This is a genomic window from Kitasatospora sp. NPDC093550, assembly GCF_044764985.1.
In the GTDB taxonomy this organism is placed as follows: domain Bacteria; phylum Actinomycetota; class Actinomycetes; order Streptomycetales; family Streptomycetaceae; genus Kitasatospora.
This window is the reverse complement of sequence record NZ_JBIWJF010000013.1, coordinates 101,330-119,660: the sequence shown is the minus strand read 5'-3', so window position 1 is coordinate 119,660 and position 18,331 is coordinate 101,330. Positions and strand designations below refer to the sequence as shown.

13 protein-coding genes are annotated in these 18,331 nt (G+C 75.5%); 8 read left to right on the top strand and 5 right to left on the bottom strand.

Features of this window, described 5'->3' with window-relative positions:
• Window positions 1–1,634, bottom strand: a 1,634-nt coding sequence (locus ACIRD3_RS21910; protein ID WP_402219106.1) for a DEAD/DEAH box helicase, incomplete at its 3' end; no start/stop codon positions are given.
• Window positions 1,635–2,328: 694 nt separating this feature from the next.
• Here ACIRD3_RS21910 and ACIRD3_RS21905 point away from each other — a divergent pair.
• Window positions 2,329–3,060 carry a ferritin-like fold-containing protein gene (locus ACIRD3_RS21905; RefSeq protein WP_402219103.1) on the top strand — a complete coding sequence of 244 codons (732 nt, stop codon included), beginning with the start codon at window positions 2,329–2,331 and terminating at the stop codon, window positions 3,058–3,060.
• A gap of 29 nt (window positions 3,061–3,089) precedes the next feature.
• On the opposite strand, the gene ACIRD3_RS21900 is transcribed toward ACIRD3_RS21905, so the two are convergent.
• From ACIRD3_RS21900 to ACIRD3_RS21890, 3 genes are all read right to left on the bottom strand, one after another.
• Window positions 3,090–3,416: a hypothetical protein gene (locus ACIRD3_RS21900; RefSeq protein ID WP_402219100.1), complete on the bottom strand. Its 327-nt coding sequence runs from the start codon at window positions 3,414–3,416 to the stop codon at window positions 3,090–3,092.
• Window positions 3,417–3,554: 138 nt separating this feature from the next.
• Window positions 3,555–3,782, bottom strand: coding sequence for a DUF3107 domain-containing protein (locus ACIRD3_RS21895; protein ID WP_360259579.1), 228 nt, complete (start codon window positions 3,780–3,782; stop codon window positions 3,555–3,557).
• Between the two features lie 131 nt (window positions 3,783–3,913).
• Window positions 3,914–4,576: a TetR/AcrR family transcriptional regulator gene (locus ACIRD3_RS21890; RefSeq protein WP_402219098.1), complete on the bottom strand. Its 663-nt coding sequence runs from the start codon at window positions 4,574–4,576 to the stop codon at window positions 3,914–3,916.
• Window positions 4,577–4,796: 220 nt separating this feature from the next.
• Here ACIRD3_RS21890 and ACIRD3_RS21885 point away from each other — a divergent pair, with 220 nt between their 5' ends.
• The 5 genes from ACIRD3_RS21885 to moeZ all read left to right on the top strand — a co-directional run bounded on the left by ACIRD3_RS21885 (window position 4,797) and on the right by moeZ (window position 11,458).
• The gene (locus tag ACIRD3_RS21885; RefSeq protein WP_402219096.1) at window positions 4,797–5,699 is read left to right on the top strand and encodes an alpha/beta fold hydrolase; all 903 of its coding nucleotides are present in this window, start codon (window positions 4,797–4,799) and stop codon (window positions 5,697–5,699) included.
• Between the two features lie 400 nt (window positions 5,700–6,099).
• On the top strand, window positions 6,100–7,800 hold the full coding sequence (locus tag ACIRD3_RS21880) for a DUF3492 domain-containing protein (protein ID WP_402219093.1): 1,701 nt from the start codon (window positions 6,100–6,102) through the stop codon (window positions 7,798–7,800).
• Window positions 7,800–8,927, top strand: a complete 1,128-nt coding sequence (locus ACIRD3_RS21875) for a hypothetical protein (protein WP_402219090.1) — start codon at window positions 7,800–7,802, stop codon at window positions 8,925–8,927. The genes ACIRD3_RS21880 and ACIRD3_RS21875 overlap by 1 nt, the downstream gene beginning before the upstream one ends.
• 100 nt (window positions 8,928–9,027) lie before the next feature.
• Window positions 9,028–10,047: an NAD-dependent epimerase/dehydratase family protein gene (locus ACIRD3_RS21870; protein WP_402219087.1), complete on the top strand. Its 1,020-nt coding sequence runs from the start codon at window positions 9,028–9,030 to the stop codon at window positions 10,045–10,047.
• Window positions 10,048–10,279: 232 nt separating this feature from the next.
• Entirely contained in the window at window positions 10,280–11,458 is a 1,179-nt protein-coding gene (gene moeZ / locus ACIRD3_RS21865; protein ID WP_402219085.1) for an adenylyltransferase/sulfurtransferase MoeZ, read from the top strand.
• A gap of 63 nt (window positions 11,459–11,521) precedes the next feature.
• On the opposite strand, the gene ACIRD3_RS21860 is transcribed toward moeZ, so the two are convergent.
• Complete coding sequence (locus tag ACIRD3_RS21860) at window positions 11,522–14,308, bottom strand: flippase-like domain-containing protein (protein ID WP_402219082.1); 2,787 nt, start codon at window positions 14,306–14,308, stop codon at window positions 11,522–11,524.
• 134 nt (window positions 14,309–14,442) lie between these two features.
• Between ACIRD3_RS21860 and ACIRD3_RS21855 the strand changes: the two genes are divergently transcribed.
• Window positions 14,443–14,820 (top strand): MGMT family protein, encoded by a 378-nt coding sequence (locus tag ACIRD3_RS21855; RefSeq protein ID WP_402219079.1) that lies wholly within the window; start codon window positions 14,443–14,445, stop codon window positions 14,818–14,820.
• 79 nt (window positions 14,821–14,899) lie between these two features.
• Window positions 14,900–18,307, top strand: coding sequence for an ATP-dependent helicase (locus ACIRD3_RS21850; protein WP_402219077.1), 3,408 nt, complete (start codon window positions 14,900–14,902; stop codon window positions 18,305–18,307).
• Window positions 18,308–18,331: the final 24 nt, after the last annotated feature.

Genomic DNA, 18,331 nt, shown 5'->3' with positions numbered 1-18,331 from the left:
GCCTTCGGCTTGCGGGTCCGGGTACGGGTCCGGGCGGCGGGCTTCTCCTCCGCCGGCGCCTGCGCGACGACGGTCTCGGCGACCACCGCGGCCTCGACGACCACCGCGGCCTCGACGACCGCAGCGGCCTCGGCGACCACCGCGGCCTCGACGGCCGCGACCGCCTCTCCCGCGGCGCCACCGCGCGAGCGGCGGCGGCGACGGCGCGGCGCGGCCTCGCCCTCGGTGCCCTCGACGGCCGGAGCCGGAGCCGCGGCGGCCTCGGTCACGGTCGCGGTGGCCTCGCCCTCGCCGACCGCCGAACCCCGACGGGTGCGGCGGCGCTCACGGGTGCGGCGCGGCTTCTGCTCCTCGGTCTCGGCCGGTGCGGCGGCCGGACGGCCCGGGCCGCCCTGTCCGCCGCGACCACGGCCGGAACGGCCGGCGCGGCTGCCGCGTCCGCCGGTCTCGCCGAGGTCCTCGACCTCCTCCGCGCCGAGCCCCGCCCGGGTCCGCTCGGAGCGCGGCAGGACACCCTTGGTGCCCGGCGCGATCTTCAGCAGCTCGTACAGGTGCGGCGAGGTGGAGTAGGTCTCCTCCGGGTCGTTGAACGGCAGGTCCAGCGCCTTGTTGATCAGCTGCCAGCGCGGGATGTCGTCCCAGTCGACCAGGGTGACGGCGGTGCCGGAGGCGCCGGCCCGGCCGGTGCGGCCGATCCGGTGCAGGTAGGTCTTCTCGTCCTCGGGACACTGGTAGTTGATGACGTGCGTGACGCCCTCGACGTCGATGCCGCGGGCCGCGACGTCGGTGCAGACCAGCACGTCGACCTTGCCGTTGCGGAAGGCCCGCAGGGCCTGCTCGCGGGCGCCCTGGCCGAGGTCGCCGTGGACGGCGCCGGCCGCGAAGCCGCGCTGGGTCAGCTGGTCGGAGACGTCGGCGGCGGTGCGCTTGGTGCGGCAGAAGATCATCGCCAGCCCGCGGCCCTCGGCCTGCAGGATGCGCGAGACCATCTCGACCTTGTCCAGCGAGTGGGCACGGAAGATGTGCTGCTCGATGTTGGCGACGGTGGTGCCGGTGTCGTCCGGGGCGGTGGCCCGGATGTGGGTCGGCTGGCTCATGTACCGGCGGGCGAGGCTGATGACCTGGCCCGGCATGGTGGCCGAGAACAGCAGGGTCTGCCGCTTGGCCGGCAGCATGGTGATGATCTTCTCGACGTCCGGCAGGAAGCCGAGGTCGAGCATCTCGTCGGCCTCGTCCAGGACCAGCGCGCGGACCTGGGACAGGTTCAGCTTCTTCTGGCCGGCCAGGTCGAGCAGTCGGCCGGGGGTGCCGACCACGATGTCGACGCCCTTGGTGAGCGCCTCGACCTGCGGCTCGTACGCCCGGCCGCCGTAGACGGCGAGGACGCGCACGTCGCGCACCTTGCCGGCGGTCTGCAGGTCGTTGGTGACCTGGGTGCAGAGCTCGCGGGTCGGGACGACGATCAGCGCCTGCGGGAAGTCGGAGAGCTGCTCCTCGGTGGCCCGGCCGGCGTCCACGTCGGCCCGCACGACGACCCGCTCGATCAGCGGGAGGCCGAAGCCGAGGGTCTTGCCGGTGCCGGTCTTGGCCTGGCCGATGACGTCGTGGCCGGTCAGCGCGACCGGGAGGGTCATCTCCTGGATGGGGAAGGGGTGGACGATGCCGACGGCTTCGAGGGCCTCGGCGGTCTCCGGGAGGATCCCCAGGTCCCGGAAGGTCGTCTTGATGGGTTCAGCGGTGGTGGACAGGGTGCTGCCTCTTCCGTGTGGAGGGGCCGAGAGCGAGCGGCGGGCGGGCAGCCGCGCGGCTGCGTACGGGCCTGGGCGGCCCTGATACAGCTGCGCGGACGCACAACCGCGCCGGTCCCTGCGGCCGGCCGGTGCGCGCGGCCCTGTGCGGGGCGCGTCGCCGGCGGCGTCGGGGAGGATTCCCGTGAGGGACCTGCGCGGGACCTTCGCCAGGGGGCGCGGTCTCGGCGGCCCTCGCTCGGCCACTGATGCGGTGCCAAGGCTTGAAGTCCAAGCCATGGTCGGAGCCGATCGGCTCTCCGACCGGGCATCCGCGTACGTGAGTACCCGTGCCTCCGGTGCGGACGCGTCCGGCTGGACGGTGCCGCTTCGGAGCGGGCTTGCGCGGGGTACCGAGACGGCGGTGACACCGTGCAAGCACGACGGGGCTCCGTACCACCATACAGTCAGGCGACGACTCGAACACGTGACGCGTCTGACATTGCCCCCGGCGCGGGCCGCGTGATCAGGCGATCCGGCCGGTCACCGGGGCGCGGCCGGTGGTGGGGGAGACGGGCCGCCGGGACTAAGGTGACGAGTCATGGAGACCCATGGTGAGACGCAGGACGACGCCGCGGCCGGCTCGATCGGCGACTGGGCCGCGTGCTCGGCCGACCCCGGCTACCGGGCGGCGGTGCTGGATCTGCTCGGTGCGCTCGCGTACGGCGAGCTGAGCGCCTTCGAGCGGCTCGCCGAGGACGCCAAGCTGGCACCGGACCTCGCGGACAAGGCGGCCCTGGCCCGGATGGCCTCCGCCGAGTTCCAGCACTACCAGCGCCTGCACGACCGGCTCGCCGAGATCGGTGCCGACCCGCAGGAGGCGATGCGTCCCTTCGTCGAGCCGCTGGAGCTGTTCCACCGCATGACGGCCCCGTCGGACTGGCTGGAAGGCCTGGTCAAGGCCTACGTCGGCGATGCCATCGCGACCGACTTCTACCGCGAGGTGGCCGTCCGGCTGGACGACGACACCCGTGAGCTGGTGCTCGGCGTCATGTCCGACACCGGTCACGCCCAGTTCGCCGTCGACAAGGTGCGTGAGGCGATCGAGGCCGACCCGCGGGCCGGCGGGCGGCTCGCGCTGTGGGGCCGGCGGCTGATGGGCGAGGCGCTCAGCCAGGCCCAGCGGGTGGTCGCCGAGCGCGACGCGCTCTCCAACCTGCTGGTCGGCGGTGTCCGGGTGCAGGGCTTCGACCTGGTCGAGGTCGGCAAGATGTTCAACCGGATCACCGAGGCGCACACCAAGCGGATGGCCGCCCTGGGCCTGGCCAGCTGACCGCCCGCCCCGCGGGCCAACCCACCGCGCTACGCGGGCCGGTGGCGCCGCGGCGCGCGGTGGGTTCCGGCGTGGTGCGGGTGGTGCCGGTGGGCGGGGGCCCGCCCGGCCGCGAGGTCGGGCCGGGCCAGCAGCGAGGTGAGGACGCCCGAGGCCAGCGCCGAGGCCGCCACCGACGCCGCCGGGTAGTGCCCGTCCAGGCAGAAGTGGGCCACGACTCCGCCGACCAGCGCCGCCGCCAGAGCGGTGCCGAGGGTCAGCGCGCGGGCCGCCCGGAAGTACGCGGGCAGGGCCAGCAGCGCGGCGCCGCCCGTGACCAGGCCGACGAGGGCGAAGGCGATCGACTCGACCAGCAAGAGTGCCTCCCGGGGGGACGGGCCCGCGGCACCGTCGCCGCACCTGCCGCCTTACCCCGCCCCACCGGCCCGTACACGCGACGGTGCCCCGCTCCCTGACGGGAACGGGGCACCGGAACGACCTGCTCGGGCGGCGCCTCAGAGGGTGCCGAAGCCGACCTTGCGGACGGCCTGCTCGCCGATCTCCACGTACGCCAGGCGCTCGGCCGGGACGATGACGCGACGGCCGTGCTCGTCGGTCAGCGTGAGGAGCTTCTCCGGGCCCTCCAGCGCCTTCGCGACCGCGCTCTGGACCTCATCGGCAGTCTGCGAGCTCTCGATCACGATCTCGCGCGGCGCGTTCTGCACGCCGATCTTGACCTCCACGGCTTCCGTCCCTCCGGGGTTGCAGCCTCCACGCGCGGGCACCGGACCGCCTGGAACAAGCGTTCGCGGCGACCGCGCCGTACGGCTTCACCATAGAGCACCGGATCACCGGTCAGGCGAAGGTCGTCCGATCACCCCTGGTGGGCGGCAGCCTCCCCGGGCAGCTCGCCCGGGTGCATCGGGAAGCCCTTCAGACCGCGCCAGGCCAGGCTGGCGACCAGCCGCACCGCCTCGTCGCGCGGGATCTCCAGGCCCTGGGACAGCCAGTAGCGGGCGGTGATCTGGGCCAGGCCGCAGACGCCGGCGGCGAGCAGCTTGGACTCCGCCTCGGGCAGGTCGGTGTCCTCCTGGATCACCTTGCTGACCAGCGTCGCGCTCGCCTCGGAGGCCCGCTCGACCCGCTCGCGCACGGCCGGCTCGTTGGTCAGGTCCGACTCGAAGACCAGGCGGAAGGCGCCCGACTCGCTGGAGACGTAGTTGAAGTACGCCTCCATGGTGTTGGCCACGCGCTGCTTGTTGTCGTTGGTCGTCGACAGTGCCTCGCGGGTCGACTCGACCAGGGCGTCGCAGTGCTTGTCCAGCAGCGCCAGGTAGAGCTCCAGCTTCCCGGGGAAGTGCTGGTAGAGCACCGGCTTGCTGACCCCGGCACGGTCGGCGATGTCGTCCATGGCGGCCGCGTGGTAGCCCTGCGCGACGAACACCTCCTGGGCGGCACCGAGCAGTTGTTCACGGCGGGCGCTTCGCGGCAGGCGGGCACCGCGCGGGCGCTCCTGCGCCTCCTGGATGGCCGTCACGGCGCTCCTCACTTCGGGTCTGTTCGGGGCTGGCAAGATGGCCGATTCTACTTTTCGGTAACCGCGCCCGCGTCTGGCGAAGGCGAGAAAAGAGGTCGTCCTGGTTGTCAGGAGCCCACAATACGGCGCTGACCTCGGCCTCGGCAGTGGTGTGACGAGGGAACCGGGACGGCCCACCGGCCCCGGTGCTTCCGGCCCGGCCTCACTACCATCGTCCACCATGAGCAGCGCTGAGCAGCAGGTACGTACGGTCGAGGTCCCCGGCGCGGTGCTCGCCGTGCACCGGCCCGCCGAGGACGGCGCCGCCGACGGGCGCGAACCCGGCCTCTTCGTCCACGGGCTCGGCGGCTCGGCCGCCAACTGGACGGCCCTGATGGACCGGCTCGCCGGCCTGGTCGACGGCGAGGCCGTGGACCTGCCGGGCTTCGGGCGCTCCCACCCGCCGACCGACGGCAACCTCACCGTCTCCGGCCACGTCCGCGCGGTGATCGGCTACCTGGAGGCCGCCGGCCGTGGCCCGGTCCACCTGTTCGGCAACTCCCTGGGCGGCGCGGTCGCCGTCCGGCTCGCCGCGCTCCGGCCGGACCTGGTGCGCAGCCTCACCCTGGTCTCGCCCGCCCTGCCCGAGCTGCCCCCGCAGCGCTCCGCCTGGTCGACCGGTCTGCTCGCGGTGCCCGGGGTGCCCGCGGTGCTGCGCCGGCTGGCCGCGAACGGGCGTGATGTCGAGGCGGCCACCGAGGACCTGCTGCGGCTGGTCTACGGGGACCCGGCGAGCCTGAGCCCGGCCGCCCGGGCCGAGGCGGTCGCCGAGTACCGGCGCCGGCTGGAGGTGCCGCACGCGATGCAGGCGCTGATCGGCTCCGCCCGCGGCATCGTCTCGGCGTACACCGAGCGCGGCGACCAGGCGCTGTGGCGGCAGGCCGAGCGGGTGGAGGTGCCGGTGCTGCTGGTGTACGGGCTGCGCGACAAGCTGGTCGGCTACCGCTCGGCCCGCCGCGCCTGCGAGGCCTTCGCGGACGCCCGGCTGCTGGTGCTGCCGGACTCGGGGCACGTGGCGATGCTGGAGCACCCGGACGCGGTCGCCCGCGCGGTGCGGGAGCTGATCGCGCACACCGCGGGCTGAGCGCGCGGGCGCGGGGGTGGCCGCGGACACCGCGCGGTAACGGCCCGGTTCGGGCCGAGGTCACGGCGTTTCACTCGTTCAGGTGGCAGCCAGGCATGTGACCGATGGATTGCCCGGAGCCGGTCCTACCTTTCTGCTGTCGGACCGAACAGGTGTGGGGGAGCCCGCGGCCGCCGGAGGAACCGGAGGGCGGTCGCGGCCAGGGGCCCGGCGGCTCGGGCCCGACCGCCGCAGCGGGCGGGCGCGCCCCGGGCACGCCCGGGGTGCGGAACGCGGCACGGCCGCGGCCGCGTCCGCCGCCGCCGCGCCGCGGCGTCCCCGACTCCGCCCGGGCCGCTCGGCCGTCCGTCGATCCGTCCGTGATCCGCCCGCGAATCCCACTCTGTCCTGGAGGTCTCCCGTGCGCGTTGCCCTGCTCACCGAGGGTGCCCCTCCGTATCCCCAGCGTGGTGCCGGAGGCTGGTGCGAGCGGCTGGCCGAGGGCCTGCCGGAGCACGAGTTCGAGCTGTACCTGCTGACCGGGCCGCAGGGCCTCGGCGGCGTCGAGCGCTTGTCGCCGGTCTGGCGCGGCGCGCGGGACCTCGCGCTCCGGGGCCGTCGGCCGGGCGGCCGGCCGCCCGGCGCGCTGCGCAGACGCCGGTACGCCGGGGCGTACGAGCAGCTGGTGCGGGCGCTGGTGCTGCCGGCGGAGCGGGCCGGTTTCGGGCCCGGGCTGTACCGGCTGGCGGCGGTGGCCGGGGAGGACGGCTCGCTGCCCGCTTTCCTGGCCTCCGCGCACGCCCGCCGGATCCTGGAGCGGACCTGGCGGCTGCCCGGTGCGGACACCTCGGCCGGGCAGCCGCTGGTCCGGGACGTGCTGGTGGCGGCCGACCTGCTGGAGCAGTGCCTGCGGCCGCTGTCCGCGCCCTGGTACGGCACCGGACCGGGCGGACTCGGCGCGGCCGACCTGTGCCACGTGGCCGGCGGCGGGCTCGCCGCGCTGCCCGCCCTGGTGGCCCGGCAGCTGCACGGGGTGCCGTTCGTGGTCACCGAGCACGGTCCGCACCTGCGCGAGCAGTACCTCGGCCGGCCGCCCCGGGGCGAGTGGGCGGGGCACGAGCCGCCGTACCGGTGGCCGGTGCGGGCGCTGCTGCTGTCCTTCTTCCGGGCGCTCACCGCGGAGACCTACCGGCAGGCGGCCGTCCTCACCCCCGGCAGCGAGCACGACCGGCAGTGGCAGCACCGCTGCGGGGCCGACCCGGAGCGCACCCGGGTGGTGTACGAGGGGACGCCGGCGGTGGACCGCCCGGCCGCCGGACCGGAACCGGCCGCGCCCACCCTGGTCTGGGCGGGCGCGCTGGAGCCCGGCCGGGACCCGGAGCTGGTGCTGCACGCCCTCGCCCTGGTCCGGGCCGACCTGCCCGGCGCCCGGCTGGCGCTGTACGGCGAGGAGGCCGCGCCCGGCTACCGGGCGCACTGCGCGGCGGTGGCCGAACGGCTCGGGGTGGCCGGGGCGGTGGACTTCGCCGGGCGGCCGCGGACGCTCGCCGAGGCCTGGGAGGCGGGCACGGTGGCCGTCTTCTCGGCGCTCTCCCAGCGCCGCCCGGGGCTGCTGGCGGACGCGATGCTCAGCGGCCGGGCGGTGGTGTCCACCGACGTCGGGGTGGCCCGCGAGGTGGTCGGGCCGACCGGGCTGCTGGTGCCCGCCCGCGACCCGCGCGCCCTGGCCGGCGCCTGCCTGGCGCTGCTGCGCGACGAGGAGCGGCGGGCCAGGCTCGGGCTGGCCGGACGGCTGCGGGCGCAGGAACGCTTCGCCGTCGAACCGGTGATCGGCGCCTTCCGGGAGATCTACCTGGAGCTGGTCTCGCAGTACCCGGCCTTCCCGGTGGGCGGGCGGGGCGCCGAGGGCGGCCCGGTGCCGCGTCCGTTCGCCCGGCCCGCGGAGTACTGGCTCGCGGACGGCCGGGGGGCCGCCGCCGCGCAGCCGGCCGCGCCCGAGCCCGCCGTCTCGCAGCCGGCCGCGCCCGAGCCCGCCCTCTCGCAGCCGACCGCGTCGGTGCCAGCCGCGGCGGGGTCCGCCGCGCCGGTGCCCGTCCGGCAGTCCCTCGTGGAGGCTGTCTGATGTCCGGCCCAGGCCACGGCCCCGCGGTGCCCGGCGGCAGCACGGCGCTCGGCGGCAGCGCGGACCCGGTGCGCGAGGTGATGGCGGAGTACCGGGAGCTGTGCGAGCGCGCCGTCGATCCGCTGGAGATCGCCGCCGGGCTGGAGGAGGCCGGGCTCGGCCCGGACGCCGCCGCCCGCTGCCGGCACGCCGACCTCTTCTCGCTCGCCGAGGAGCTGTACGCCCGGGTGCCCCGCCGCCCGCCACCGCCCGGGCCGGCCGGGCCGCGGCGGCGCGGGGCCGACGCCCGGGCCGCGCTGACCGCCGCCGCGCTGGCCGTGCCGCCCTGCGCGGGGGTGGCCGTGCTCGGCGCCCGCTGGCCGGTGCTGCTGTGCGCCGCCGTCCCGCTGGTGCTGCTGCCCGCGCTGACCGCGCCGCCGCCCGCCGAGCCGGGCCCGCCGTTCGCGGCGCCGGCCTGCCCGGCGGACGCCCTCGGGCCGGTGCCGGTGAGGGTGCCGCGCCGGCCGGCCGGCCCCGGTCGGCGCCCGGCCGCGTTCGGGTACGGGCTGGGGCTGGCCGCGCTGCTGCTGCTCCCGCCGGCCGTCCCGGGCGGGGACCGGCCGACGGCCGTCGCACTGGTGCTGGCGGCGGCGGTGTCGGCCGGGTCGGCCGAGCGGGCGGCCCGCTGGTACCGGCAGGTCGGCCGCGGCCACCTGGGCGCGGCGGCCACCCTGGCCGAGTTCCGGGCCCGGATGCGGCCGGTGCTGCCGGTCGCGATCGCCCTGCACCTGGCGGTGCTCGCGGTGCTGACCTCCGCCGCGCTGGCCGTGCTGGCCGTCGTCGCACCGCGCCCCGGCCCGGGCCACGGCGGCGGGCTGCTGCACCTGGCGGCCGACCGGGCCGGCCCCGTGTGGTGGGCGGCGCAGGGGGTGCTGGGACTGCTGCTGGTGCTGCCGGCGCTGCTGGCCCGCTGCGGCCGGACGACGGCCGCCGCGCTGGGCGCGTCGGCGGGGCCCGCCGCCACGCTCGGGCTGCTCGCCCTCGGCCGGCCGCTGCCCTGGGCCCTCCTGCTCGGCGGCGGCGCCGTCGCCGCGGCGCTGCTGGGGTACGCCGCGGCGGTGCTCGGCCGGGCCGGCGCGCACCGCTGATCCGCCCCGTGCCGCCCGGCCCCGATCCGTGTTTCGTCCGTTCGTTGATGTCAGTTCGCCAGGTCGTCCCCCGACCTCGCTTCGTGGAAGGACACCCCCGATGAGGGTGCTGCTGCTGGGCGCCGACGGCTTCATCGGCCGCCGGGTCACCGACCGTCTGCTGATGGACCAGGAGTTGCAGGTGACGGTGCTCGGCCGGCGCGACTCGGCCGACATCCGCTTCGACCTGACCACCGGGAGCCCGGGCGCGCTGGCCCGCTTCCTGGACGCGGTCGCGCCGCAGGTGGTGATCAACTGCGCGGGCGCCACCTACGGCAGCTCGCGCACCCTGATCCGGTCGAACACGCTGGCCGTCGCGACGGTCTGCGAGGCGATCCGGCGCAGCCGGGAGCCGGCCCGGCTGGTGCACGTCGGCTCGGCCGCCGAGTACGGGCCGGTGCCCGGCGGAGTGCCGGTGTCCGAGCAGGCCGAGCCGCGGCCGGTCGGCCCGTACGGGGTGTCCAAGCTGGCCGGGACGGAGCTGGTGCTGGCCTCCGGGCTGGACGCCGCGGTGCTGCGGGTCTTCGACGTGGTGGGCCCGGGGGCGCCGACCGCCTCGCTGTTCGGCCGGCTGGCCGAGGGCCTGCGGCGGGCGCTGGAACGCGACGAGCACCAGGTGCGGATGCCGGACCTGTCCGGATACCGGGATTTCGTGGACGTCCGGGACGTCGCGCGGGCCATCCAGGCGGCCGCGGTGTCGGCGGCCACCGGGGTGATCAACATCGGCAGCGGGCACGCCGTCCGGGCCCGGGACGCGGCCCAGCTGCTGGTGCGGGCCTCGGGCTTCGAGGGGTCGATCGTCGAGGAGAACCGGCAGGTCCTGCTGCCGGCGCAGGTCGGCGGGGCGGGCGGCGACCACCTGTCCGGGCACCCGCACCAGTCCGGCCCGTACGTGCCGGGACACCTGCCGGGCCACCGGGCGGAGGGCCAGCGGCCGGAGGGCCGGGCGGTGCCGGGGGAGCCGGTGCCGTGGCGGCAGGCGGACGTGCGCACCGCCCGGGACCGTCTCGGATGGCGGACACAGGTGCCGCTGGAGGAGTCGCTGGGGGACGTCTGGCTGGAGACGGCCTGCCGGGTCTGAGCACGCTCCGCAGGCGCCCCGAGCCCGGCAAACACGGGCACCGGGGCACCTGTGGGGCCCCGGTGGGCGGTCCCACGATCCGGCGCCGCCCGTCTCGCCCATCGGACGGGCTGTCTCGGAATAGCGGGCGGGCGTGACACTGTTGGCCTAGACAGCCACCCGCGTGGCGGAGCGACAACCCCGCACCGAGGCTGGCCCTGGCCACCCGAACAAGACACCCATCGGAGTCCCCGTGTCGTTGCCACCCCTGGTCGAGCCGGCCGACGAGCTCACCGTCGATGAGGTCCGCCGGTACTCCCGCCACCTGATCATCCCCGACGTGGGCATGGCCGGGCAGAAGCGGCTGAAGAACGCCAAGGTGCTCTGTGTGGGCGCCGGCGGTCTCGGCTCGCCCGCCCTGCTGTACCTGGCCGCGGCCGGTGTCGGCACGCTGGGCATCGTCGAGTTCGACGTGGTGGACGAGTCCAACCTGCAGCGGCAGATCATCCACGGCCAGTCGGACGTCGGCCGCTCCAAGGCGGAGTCGGCCCGGGACTCGGTCAAGGAGATCAACCCCTACGTCGACGTGGTGCTGCACGAGGAGCGCCTCGACAACTCCAACGTCATGGAGATCTTCTCCGGCTACGACCTGATCGTGGACGGCACCGACAACTTCGCCACCCGCTACCTGGTGAACGACGCCGCGGTGCTGCTCGGCAAGCCGTACGTGTGGGGCTCGATCTACCGTTTCGACGGCCAGGCCAGCGTGTTCTGGGCCGAGCACGGCCCCTGCTACCGCTGCCTGTACCCGGAGGCCCCGCCGCCGGGCATGGTCCCCTCCTGCGCCGAGGGCGGCGTGCTGGGCGTGCTGTGCGCGTCCATCGGCTCGATCCAGGTGAACGAGGCGATCAAGCTGCTGGCCGGCATCGGCGACCCGCTGGTCGGCCGGCTGATGATCTACGACGCCCTGGAGATGAACTACCGCCAGGTGAAGGTCCGCAAGGACCCGAACTGCGCGGTCTGCGGTGAGAACCCGACGGTCACCGAGCTGATCGACTACGAGGCCTTCTGCGGCGTCGTGTCGGAGGAGGCCCAGGCCGCCGCCGCCGGCTCGACCATCACCTCGGCGCAGCTCAAGCAGTGGCAGGACGAGAAGGAGGACATCTACCTCATCGACGTCCGCGAGCCCGGCGAGTACGAGATCGTCAACATCCCCGGCGCGGTGCTGATCCCCAAGAACGAGTTCCTGATGGGCGACGCGCTGGAGAAGCTGCCGCAGGACCGGAAGATCGTGCTGCACTGCAAGTCGGGCGTGCGCTCGGCCGAGGTGCTGGCCGTGGTGAAGGCCGCGGGCTTCGCCAACGCGGTGCACCTGGGCGGCGGCGTGCTCGGCTGGGTGAACCAGATCGAGCCGCACAAGCCGGTCTACTAGGAGATCGCTGACGAGAAGGGCCCCGCCGGACCGGCGGGGCCCTTCTCGCGCGTACCGGGCGGCTCAGAGCGCGTTCTTGCGCTGCAGCACGTTGTAGGCGATCCAACCGGGTAGGACGGGCAGCCAGAAGGTGAGCGCCCGGTAGAGGAAGACCGCCGGCGTGGCGACCGCGGGGGACACGTCCGCGACGGTCAGGGCGCCGATCAGGGCGACCTCGACCGGGCCGATGCCGCCCGGGGTGGGGATCGCCGAGCCGGCCGCGTTGGCGGTCAGGAAGACCACCGCGACCGCCGAGAAGCTGACGTCCCCGCCGAAGGCCTGCACCGAGAAGTCCAGGCAGGCGGTGAAGGAGAGGGTCAGCAGCAGGATGCCGCCGAAGCCGGTGACCAGCTTGCTGGGCGTCTGCATCAGGTCGAGCATCCGCGGCACCACGCCGAAGAACAGCGAGCGCAGCCGGCCCAGCACGAACCGGCGCAGCGGCGCGACGGCGGCCACCACCAGGGCGAGCACGGCGGCGGTCAGCACGCCGATGATCACCGCGCGGGAGGCGGAGAGGTCGCCGTTGGTCTGGCTGCCGGTGATCAGACCGAAGCTGAACAGCAGCAGCAGGTGCCCGGCCAGGCCCGCCAGCTGGGAGGCGCCGACCGAGGCGACCGCCTGGCCGGAGCGGATGCCGGCCCGCTGCAGGTAGCGGGTGTTGAGCGCGATGCCGCCGATCGCCGCGGGCGCGACCAGCTTGACGAAGGAGCCGGCCAGCTGGGCGGCGACGGTGCGCCGGAACGGCAGCCGCTCGGGGACGAAGCCGGTCAGGCTCATCGCGGCGGCGACGTAGCTGAAGGCGGCCGCGAGCAGCGCGGCCGCGGCCCAGGCCCAGTTCATCTGGGAGAGCTTGAGCTGGGCCGGCTTGATGGTGGTCAGGGCCAGGTAGGCGGCGAAGGTGAGCGCGATCACCATGATCAGGCTCTTCGGCTTCAGCCGTTCCAGCTTGGCCGGCTCCATCGGCGCCTCGGGGGCGATCTGCAGGATCTGGCCGCGGATGCGGCTGAGCAGGTCCTCGCCGGCCGCCGCGATGTCCTCCTCGGCCTGCTGCTGGGTGCGCTCGCCGGCGGCGACCTGCTCCAGGGCCTTGGCCCGGGCGGTGGCCTTGCGCTCCTTGCTGAGCTTGGCGAGGTCGACCCTGGTGGAGCGGCTCATCCCGACCGGCTGGAGCAGGGGCAGCGCCTGGGCGACCCGCTCGGCGCCGAGCACCGCGTTGGCGGTGGCGACGGCCCGCTCGGGGCCGATCCGCAGCGCGAAGGTGGTGAGCAGCTGGGCGACGTCGATGCGCAGGGTCAGGTCGGTGGCGGCGATGTCGCCGCCGGAGAGGTTGACCAGGCAGCCGGTCCGCTCGTCCACCACCAGCAGCGACTCGCCGGTCAGCCGGCGGTGGGCGATCCGGCGCTCGTGCAGGGCGGACACCGACTGCCAGATCGAGGCCATCACGAGGTCGGTGATCTCGTCGTCGGCGAGTTCGTCCAGGGTGCGGCCCTCGACGTTCTCGTACACCAGGATCGCGGCGTCCGGGCCGAGCTCGGAGGTGGCGACCAGCTGCGGCGCCCGGGCGCCCGAGGCGGCCGCCGCGTACGCGATCAGGGCCTCCTGCTCCAGGGCCTGGCGCAGCGACTGCGGGCTGCGGCGCACCGCGACCGAGCGCAGCCGCAGCCGCCGCCAGGCCCGGTAGAAGAAGCCGGAGGCCTGCTGCTCGCGGTCGATGATGTGGACGTCCAGGGGCGGGCCGCCCTGCTGGGTCACGTAGTAGCGGCGGGTGCCGCCGGGGGCGTCGGGGGCGCGGCTGGCGCCGTCCGGGGTGAAGCCGACCTTGCGCAGGCCGATCATCAGGTGCTGGCCGGTGGGCCGGATGTTGGGGGAGCCGATCGCGTACAGCGTGCCGTAGGCGACGGACCAGCCGATCAGCACGGTGAGCATCAGCGACAGCGGGGTGGTGTAGCCGCCGAGGAGTTCGGTGACGCCGCTGAAGACGACCACCACCCACAGGGCCACCCGCCAGCGCGGTCTGCTCGACATGCCGACGGCGGTCATGTAGGCGATCACCGGCGCGAGGTAGCCGTGCACCGGGTCGGTGAGGGTGCCGTTGCTGTCCAGCGGCAGCCGGGTCAGCGCGTCGCGGATGTGGTCGGAGGCGCCCTCGGCCACCCACCAGTCGATGCCGAGCGAGACGCCGTACGCGAGCACCGAGGCGAGCACGCCGTCGGCGACCCGCAGGCCGTCGCGTTTGATCAGCCGCTCGACGGCGAAGGCCAGCGGCACGGCGAGCACCGCGACGCTGGAGACCAGGCCGGTGATGGTGGAGAGCACCGCGGAGAAGTGCGGCGCGTTGGTGGCGATGTCCTGCTCGATGCCGGTGGTGGTCGAGGTGGCGATGCCGGCCAGCACGAAGACGGCGACTATCCCGAAGACGCCGACCAGGAAGCGGATCAGGTCGGACGGGCGGTGCGCGCGGGCGGCGAGCAGCGGCTCGTCGACGTCCAGGTGCGGGGCGTCGTCCAGCGGGTCCTGGTGGTCGGGCTGCGGGTCACGGCGGTCGGGCCGGGGCTCCGGGGCGGTCGGCGCCGGGACGGTCGGCTGCGGGGCGGCGGGCGCCTGCGGGAGGCCGGGCTGTCCGGCTCGTCCGGCTTGTTCGGGGGCCTCGGCGGGCGTGGGGGTCTTGATCGTCCGGTCCTTGATCAGGGAGACTTGCGGCGTCGGCCCCTGCTCGGGCCGGCCTTCGGTCCCGCCGTCGGGCGCCGGGGGCACGGCGGCGGCGGACTCGTCGGAGTCCTTGTCCACGCCCACGTCAGCCGTCCCGGTCATCTGGTCTTGTCCTCGTATCACCACTCACCGCCCCGAAGATGGTGGCATGCCCCGGCCCCCCGTGCTGGACAGGGGGCGGATCGGGCGCGGCGTTCCGTTCGTACCGCACCGCGGGTGCGTCCCCGTCAGGAAGAATGCCGCAGGTGACGGACGCAACACACGACGGCTTCCCGGACGACCTGCCGCCCTTCGCCGAACTGGTGCTCGACCTGACCGAGCGGATTCCACCCGGCAGGGTGATGACCTACGGCGACGTCGCCGAGTACCTCGGCCAGGGCGGGCCCCGGCAGGTCGGCCGGGTGATGGCCCTGTACGGCGGCTCGGTGCCCTGGTGGCGGGTCATCCGCGCGGACGGCCGCCCGCTGCCCGGGCACGAGCAGCGCGCCCTCGCCCACTACGGCGAGGAGGGCACCCCGCTGCGCGAACGCGCCGACCCGCCCCGGGTCGACCTCGGGCGGGCCCGCTGGGACGGGCGGGAGACTTCCCCGAACTCCCCACGCGGACGGGATTGACGGGGGAGGATCGTAGGCTCGATGCGGGCGGGCCCCGGCGGGCCCGCCCCGCCATGCCCTGCCCGACCCCTGGAACACCGTGACCTCCCCCTACCGGCTCGTGCGCAGCCCGCTCGTCCAGCCCGACCCGCCCGTGCTGGACGCCTACCAGCGTGCCGTGGTCGAGCACACCGACGGGCCGCTGCTGGTGCTGGCCGGGCCCGGCACGGGCAAGACCACCACCCTCGTCGAGGCGGTCGCCCGGCGGATCGGGCGCGGCACCGACCCCGAGCGGATCCTCGTCCTCACCTTCAGCCGCAAGGCCGCCATGGAGCTGCGCGACCGGATGTCCGGCCGGCTCGGCGGCTCGGCCGCCGCCCCTCAGGCCACCACCTTCCACTCCTTCTGCTACGCCCTGCTGCGCGCCCACCAGGACCCGGCCGACTACGCCGAGCCGCTGCGGCTGCTCTCCGGCCCCGAGCAGGACGTCATGGTCCGCGAGCTGCTGGCCGGCGGCGCCGAGGACGCCCGGCTCGGCAGCTCCCGGATCGCCTGGCCGCTGGACCTGCGGGCCTGCCTGACCACCCGAGGCTTCGCCGACGAGGTCCGCGCCGTCCTCGCCCGCAGCCGCGAGCTCGGCCTCGGCGAGGCCGAGCTGGAGCGCTTCGCCGAGGGCGTCCAGCGCCCCGACTGGGCCGCCGCCGCGCACTTCCTGGCCGACTACCTCGACGTGCTCGACCTGCGCGGCGTCCTCGACTACGCCGAACTCGTCCACCGCGCCGTGCTGCTCGCCGAACGCCCCGAGGTCGGCGAGGAACTGCGGCGGCGCTACGACGTCGTCTTCGTCGACGAGTACCAGGACACCGACCCGTCCCAGGTCCGGCTGCTGCGCCGGCTCGCGGGCGGCGGGCGGGACCTGGTCGCGGTCGGCGACCCCGACCAGTCGATCTACGCCTTCCGCGGCGCCGACATCAACGGCATCCTCGACTTCCCGCAGACCTTCCGCCGGGCCGACGGCGAACCCGCCGAGGTCAAGGTGCTGCGGGTCTCCCGGCGCTCCGGCGCCCTGCTGCTCGCCGCCTCCCGGGAGCTCGCCCGGCGGATGCCGATGGGCCGGCTGCCCGCCGACAAACTCGCCCAGCACCGCGCCCTGCTCCCCTCCCGGGAAGGCGGCCGGGTCGAGGTCTACACCTACCCGACCCCCGGCGCCGAGCTCGACTCGATCGCCGACCTGCTGCGCCGCGCCCACCTGGAGGACGGCGTGCCCTGGGGCGAGATGGCCGTGCTGGTGCGGGCCGGCGCCCGCTCCATCCCCGGCGTGCGACGGGCGCTCGGCGCGGCCGGCGTCCCGCTGGAGATCGACGGCGACGACCTGCCGCTGCGCGAGGAGCCCGCCGTCGCCCAGCTGCTGCTCGCCCTGCGGGTCTGCGCGGAGCAGGCGGCCCGGCAGTCCGCCCGCGACCGGTGGCCCGGCCCCGGCTCCGACCCCGATGCCGGGGACGGGGACGCCGCGGACGGCGAGGCCGGGGAGGGGGCCGGCGCCCCCGACCCGCTCGCCACCGACCCGCTCACCACCGAACGCGCGCACGCCCTGCTCACCGGCCCGCTCGGCGGCCTCGACGGCTCCGACCTGCGGCGCCTGGGCCGCGCCCTGCGCGAGGAGGAACGCGCCGCGCTGCGCGCCGAAGGCCGTCCCGCCGTCGCCCCGCGCCCGGCCGGCGAACTGATCCGCGAGGCCCTCGCCGAGCCCGAACGGCTGGTCGCCCTCGACCCCGCGCACGCCCGCCGCGCCCGCGACCTCGGCACCCTGCTGCGCAAGGTCCGGGAGATGCTGGCCGGCGGCTGCACCGCCGAGGAGGCGCTCTGGGAGCTGTGGGACGGCAGCCGCCGCTGGCGCGAACGGCTGGAGCGGGCCGCCCTGCGCGGCGGCGCCGCCGGACGCAACGCCGACCGCGACCTGGACGCGCTGTGCGCCCTGTTCGAGACCGCCGCCCGCGCCGAGGAACAGGTCACCGGCCACCGCAGCGCCCTCGACCTGCTCGCCGAGCTCGAAGCCCAGGACATCGCCGCCGACACCCTCACCGTCCGGGCCGTCCGCCCCGAAGCCGTCCGGCTGATGACCGCCCACCGCTCCAAGGGCCTGGAGTGGCGCCTGGTCGTCGTGGCCGGCGTCCAGGACGGCCTCTGGCCCGACCTGCGCCGCCGCGGCTCCCTGCTGGAGGCCGACCGGATCGGCCGCGACGGCCTCGCCGAACCGCTCTCCCCGGCCGCCCTGCTCGGCGAGGAGCGCCGCCTCTTCTACGTCGCCGCGACCCGCGCCAAGGAGCGGCTGATCGTCACCGCCGTCAAGGCCCCGGCCGACGACGGCGACGAGCCCTCCCGCTTCCTGCGCGAGCTCTACCGCGAGGACGTCGACCCGCGCACCGGCAAGGTGGTGCGCCGCACCCCGCCCGTCACCGTCGAGGACGTCACCCACCGCCCGCGCCGCCCGCTGTCCGTCGCCGCGCTGGTCGCCGAGCTGCGCGCGGTCACCGTCGACCCGGCCCGCTCGCCCGCGCTGCGCCGCGCGGCCGCCGAACGGCTCGCCACGCTCGCCGCCGCCACCGACGAGGAGGGGCTGCCGCTGGTGCCCGCCGCCCGCCCCGAACGCTGGTGGGGCCTGGACGACCCGACCGCCGCCCCCGAGCCGCTGCGCAGCGCCGACCTGCCGGTGCGGCTGTCCGGCAGCGGCCTGGAACAGCTGGAGAGCTGCTCGCTGCAGTGGTTCCTCGACAAGGAGGTCAAGGCGCGCGGCGCCGGCTCGGCCGCCCAGGGCTTCGGCAACGTGGTGCACGCGCTGGCCGACGAGGTCGGCTCCGGCCGCACCCCCGCCGACCTCGCCGTCCTGATGGAACGCCTGGACACCGTCTGGGACGCGCTCGCCTTCGACGCGCCCTGGAAGTCCCATCAGGAGAAGACCGAGGCCCGCGCCGCGCTGGAGCGCTTCCTCAACTGGCACGTCCTGGAACGCGGCCGGGACGTCGTCGCCACCGAGCACGGCTTCGACGTCACCCTCGACGTCGGCGGCGTCTCGGTGCGCATCCGCGGCTCGATGGACCGGGTCGAGAAGGACGCGGCCGGGCGCGCCTACGTGGTCGACTTCAAGACCGGCAAGCAGATCCCGACCGACAAGTCCCTGCCCGAGCACAAGCAGCTCGCCGTCTACCAGCTCGCCGTCCGGGCCGGCGCCCTCAACGAGCTGCCCGGCTTCGCCGAGCACCCGCCGGCCACCGGCGGCGCCGAACTGGTCCACCTGCGCGAGCCCGCCGCCAGGGCCGACCAGGAGGCCCCCAAGGTGCAGCGCCAGGATCCGCCCGAGAGCGAGCCGTGGATCGAGAACCTGCTCGCCGAGGCCGCCGGGAAGGTCCTCGCCGAACGCTTCGTCCCGCAGACCGGCAGCGGCTGCGACCGCTGCACCTTCCGCCGCAGCTGCTCGGCCCAACGCGACGGCGCGCAGCTGGTCGAGTAGCCGGGGTCACTCCGGCCGGCGGTC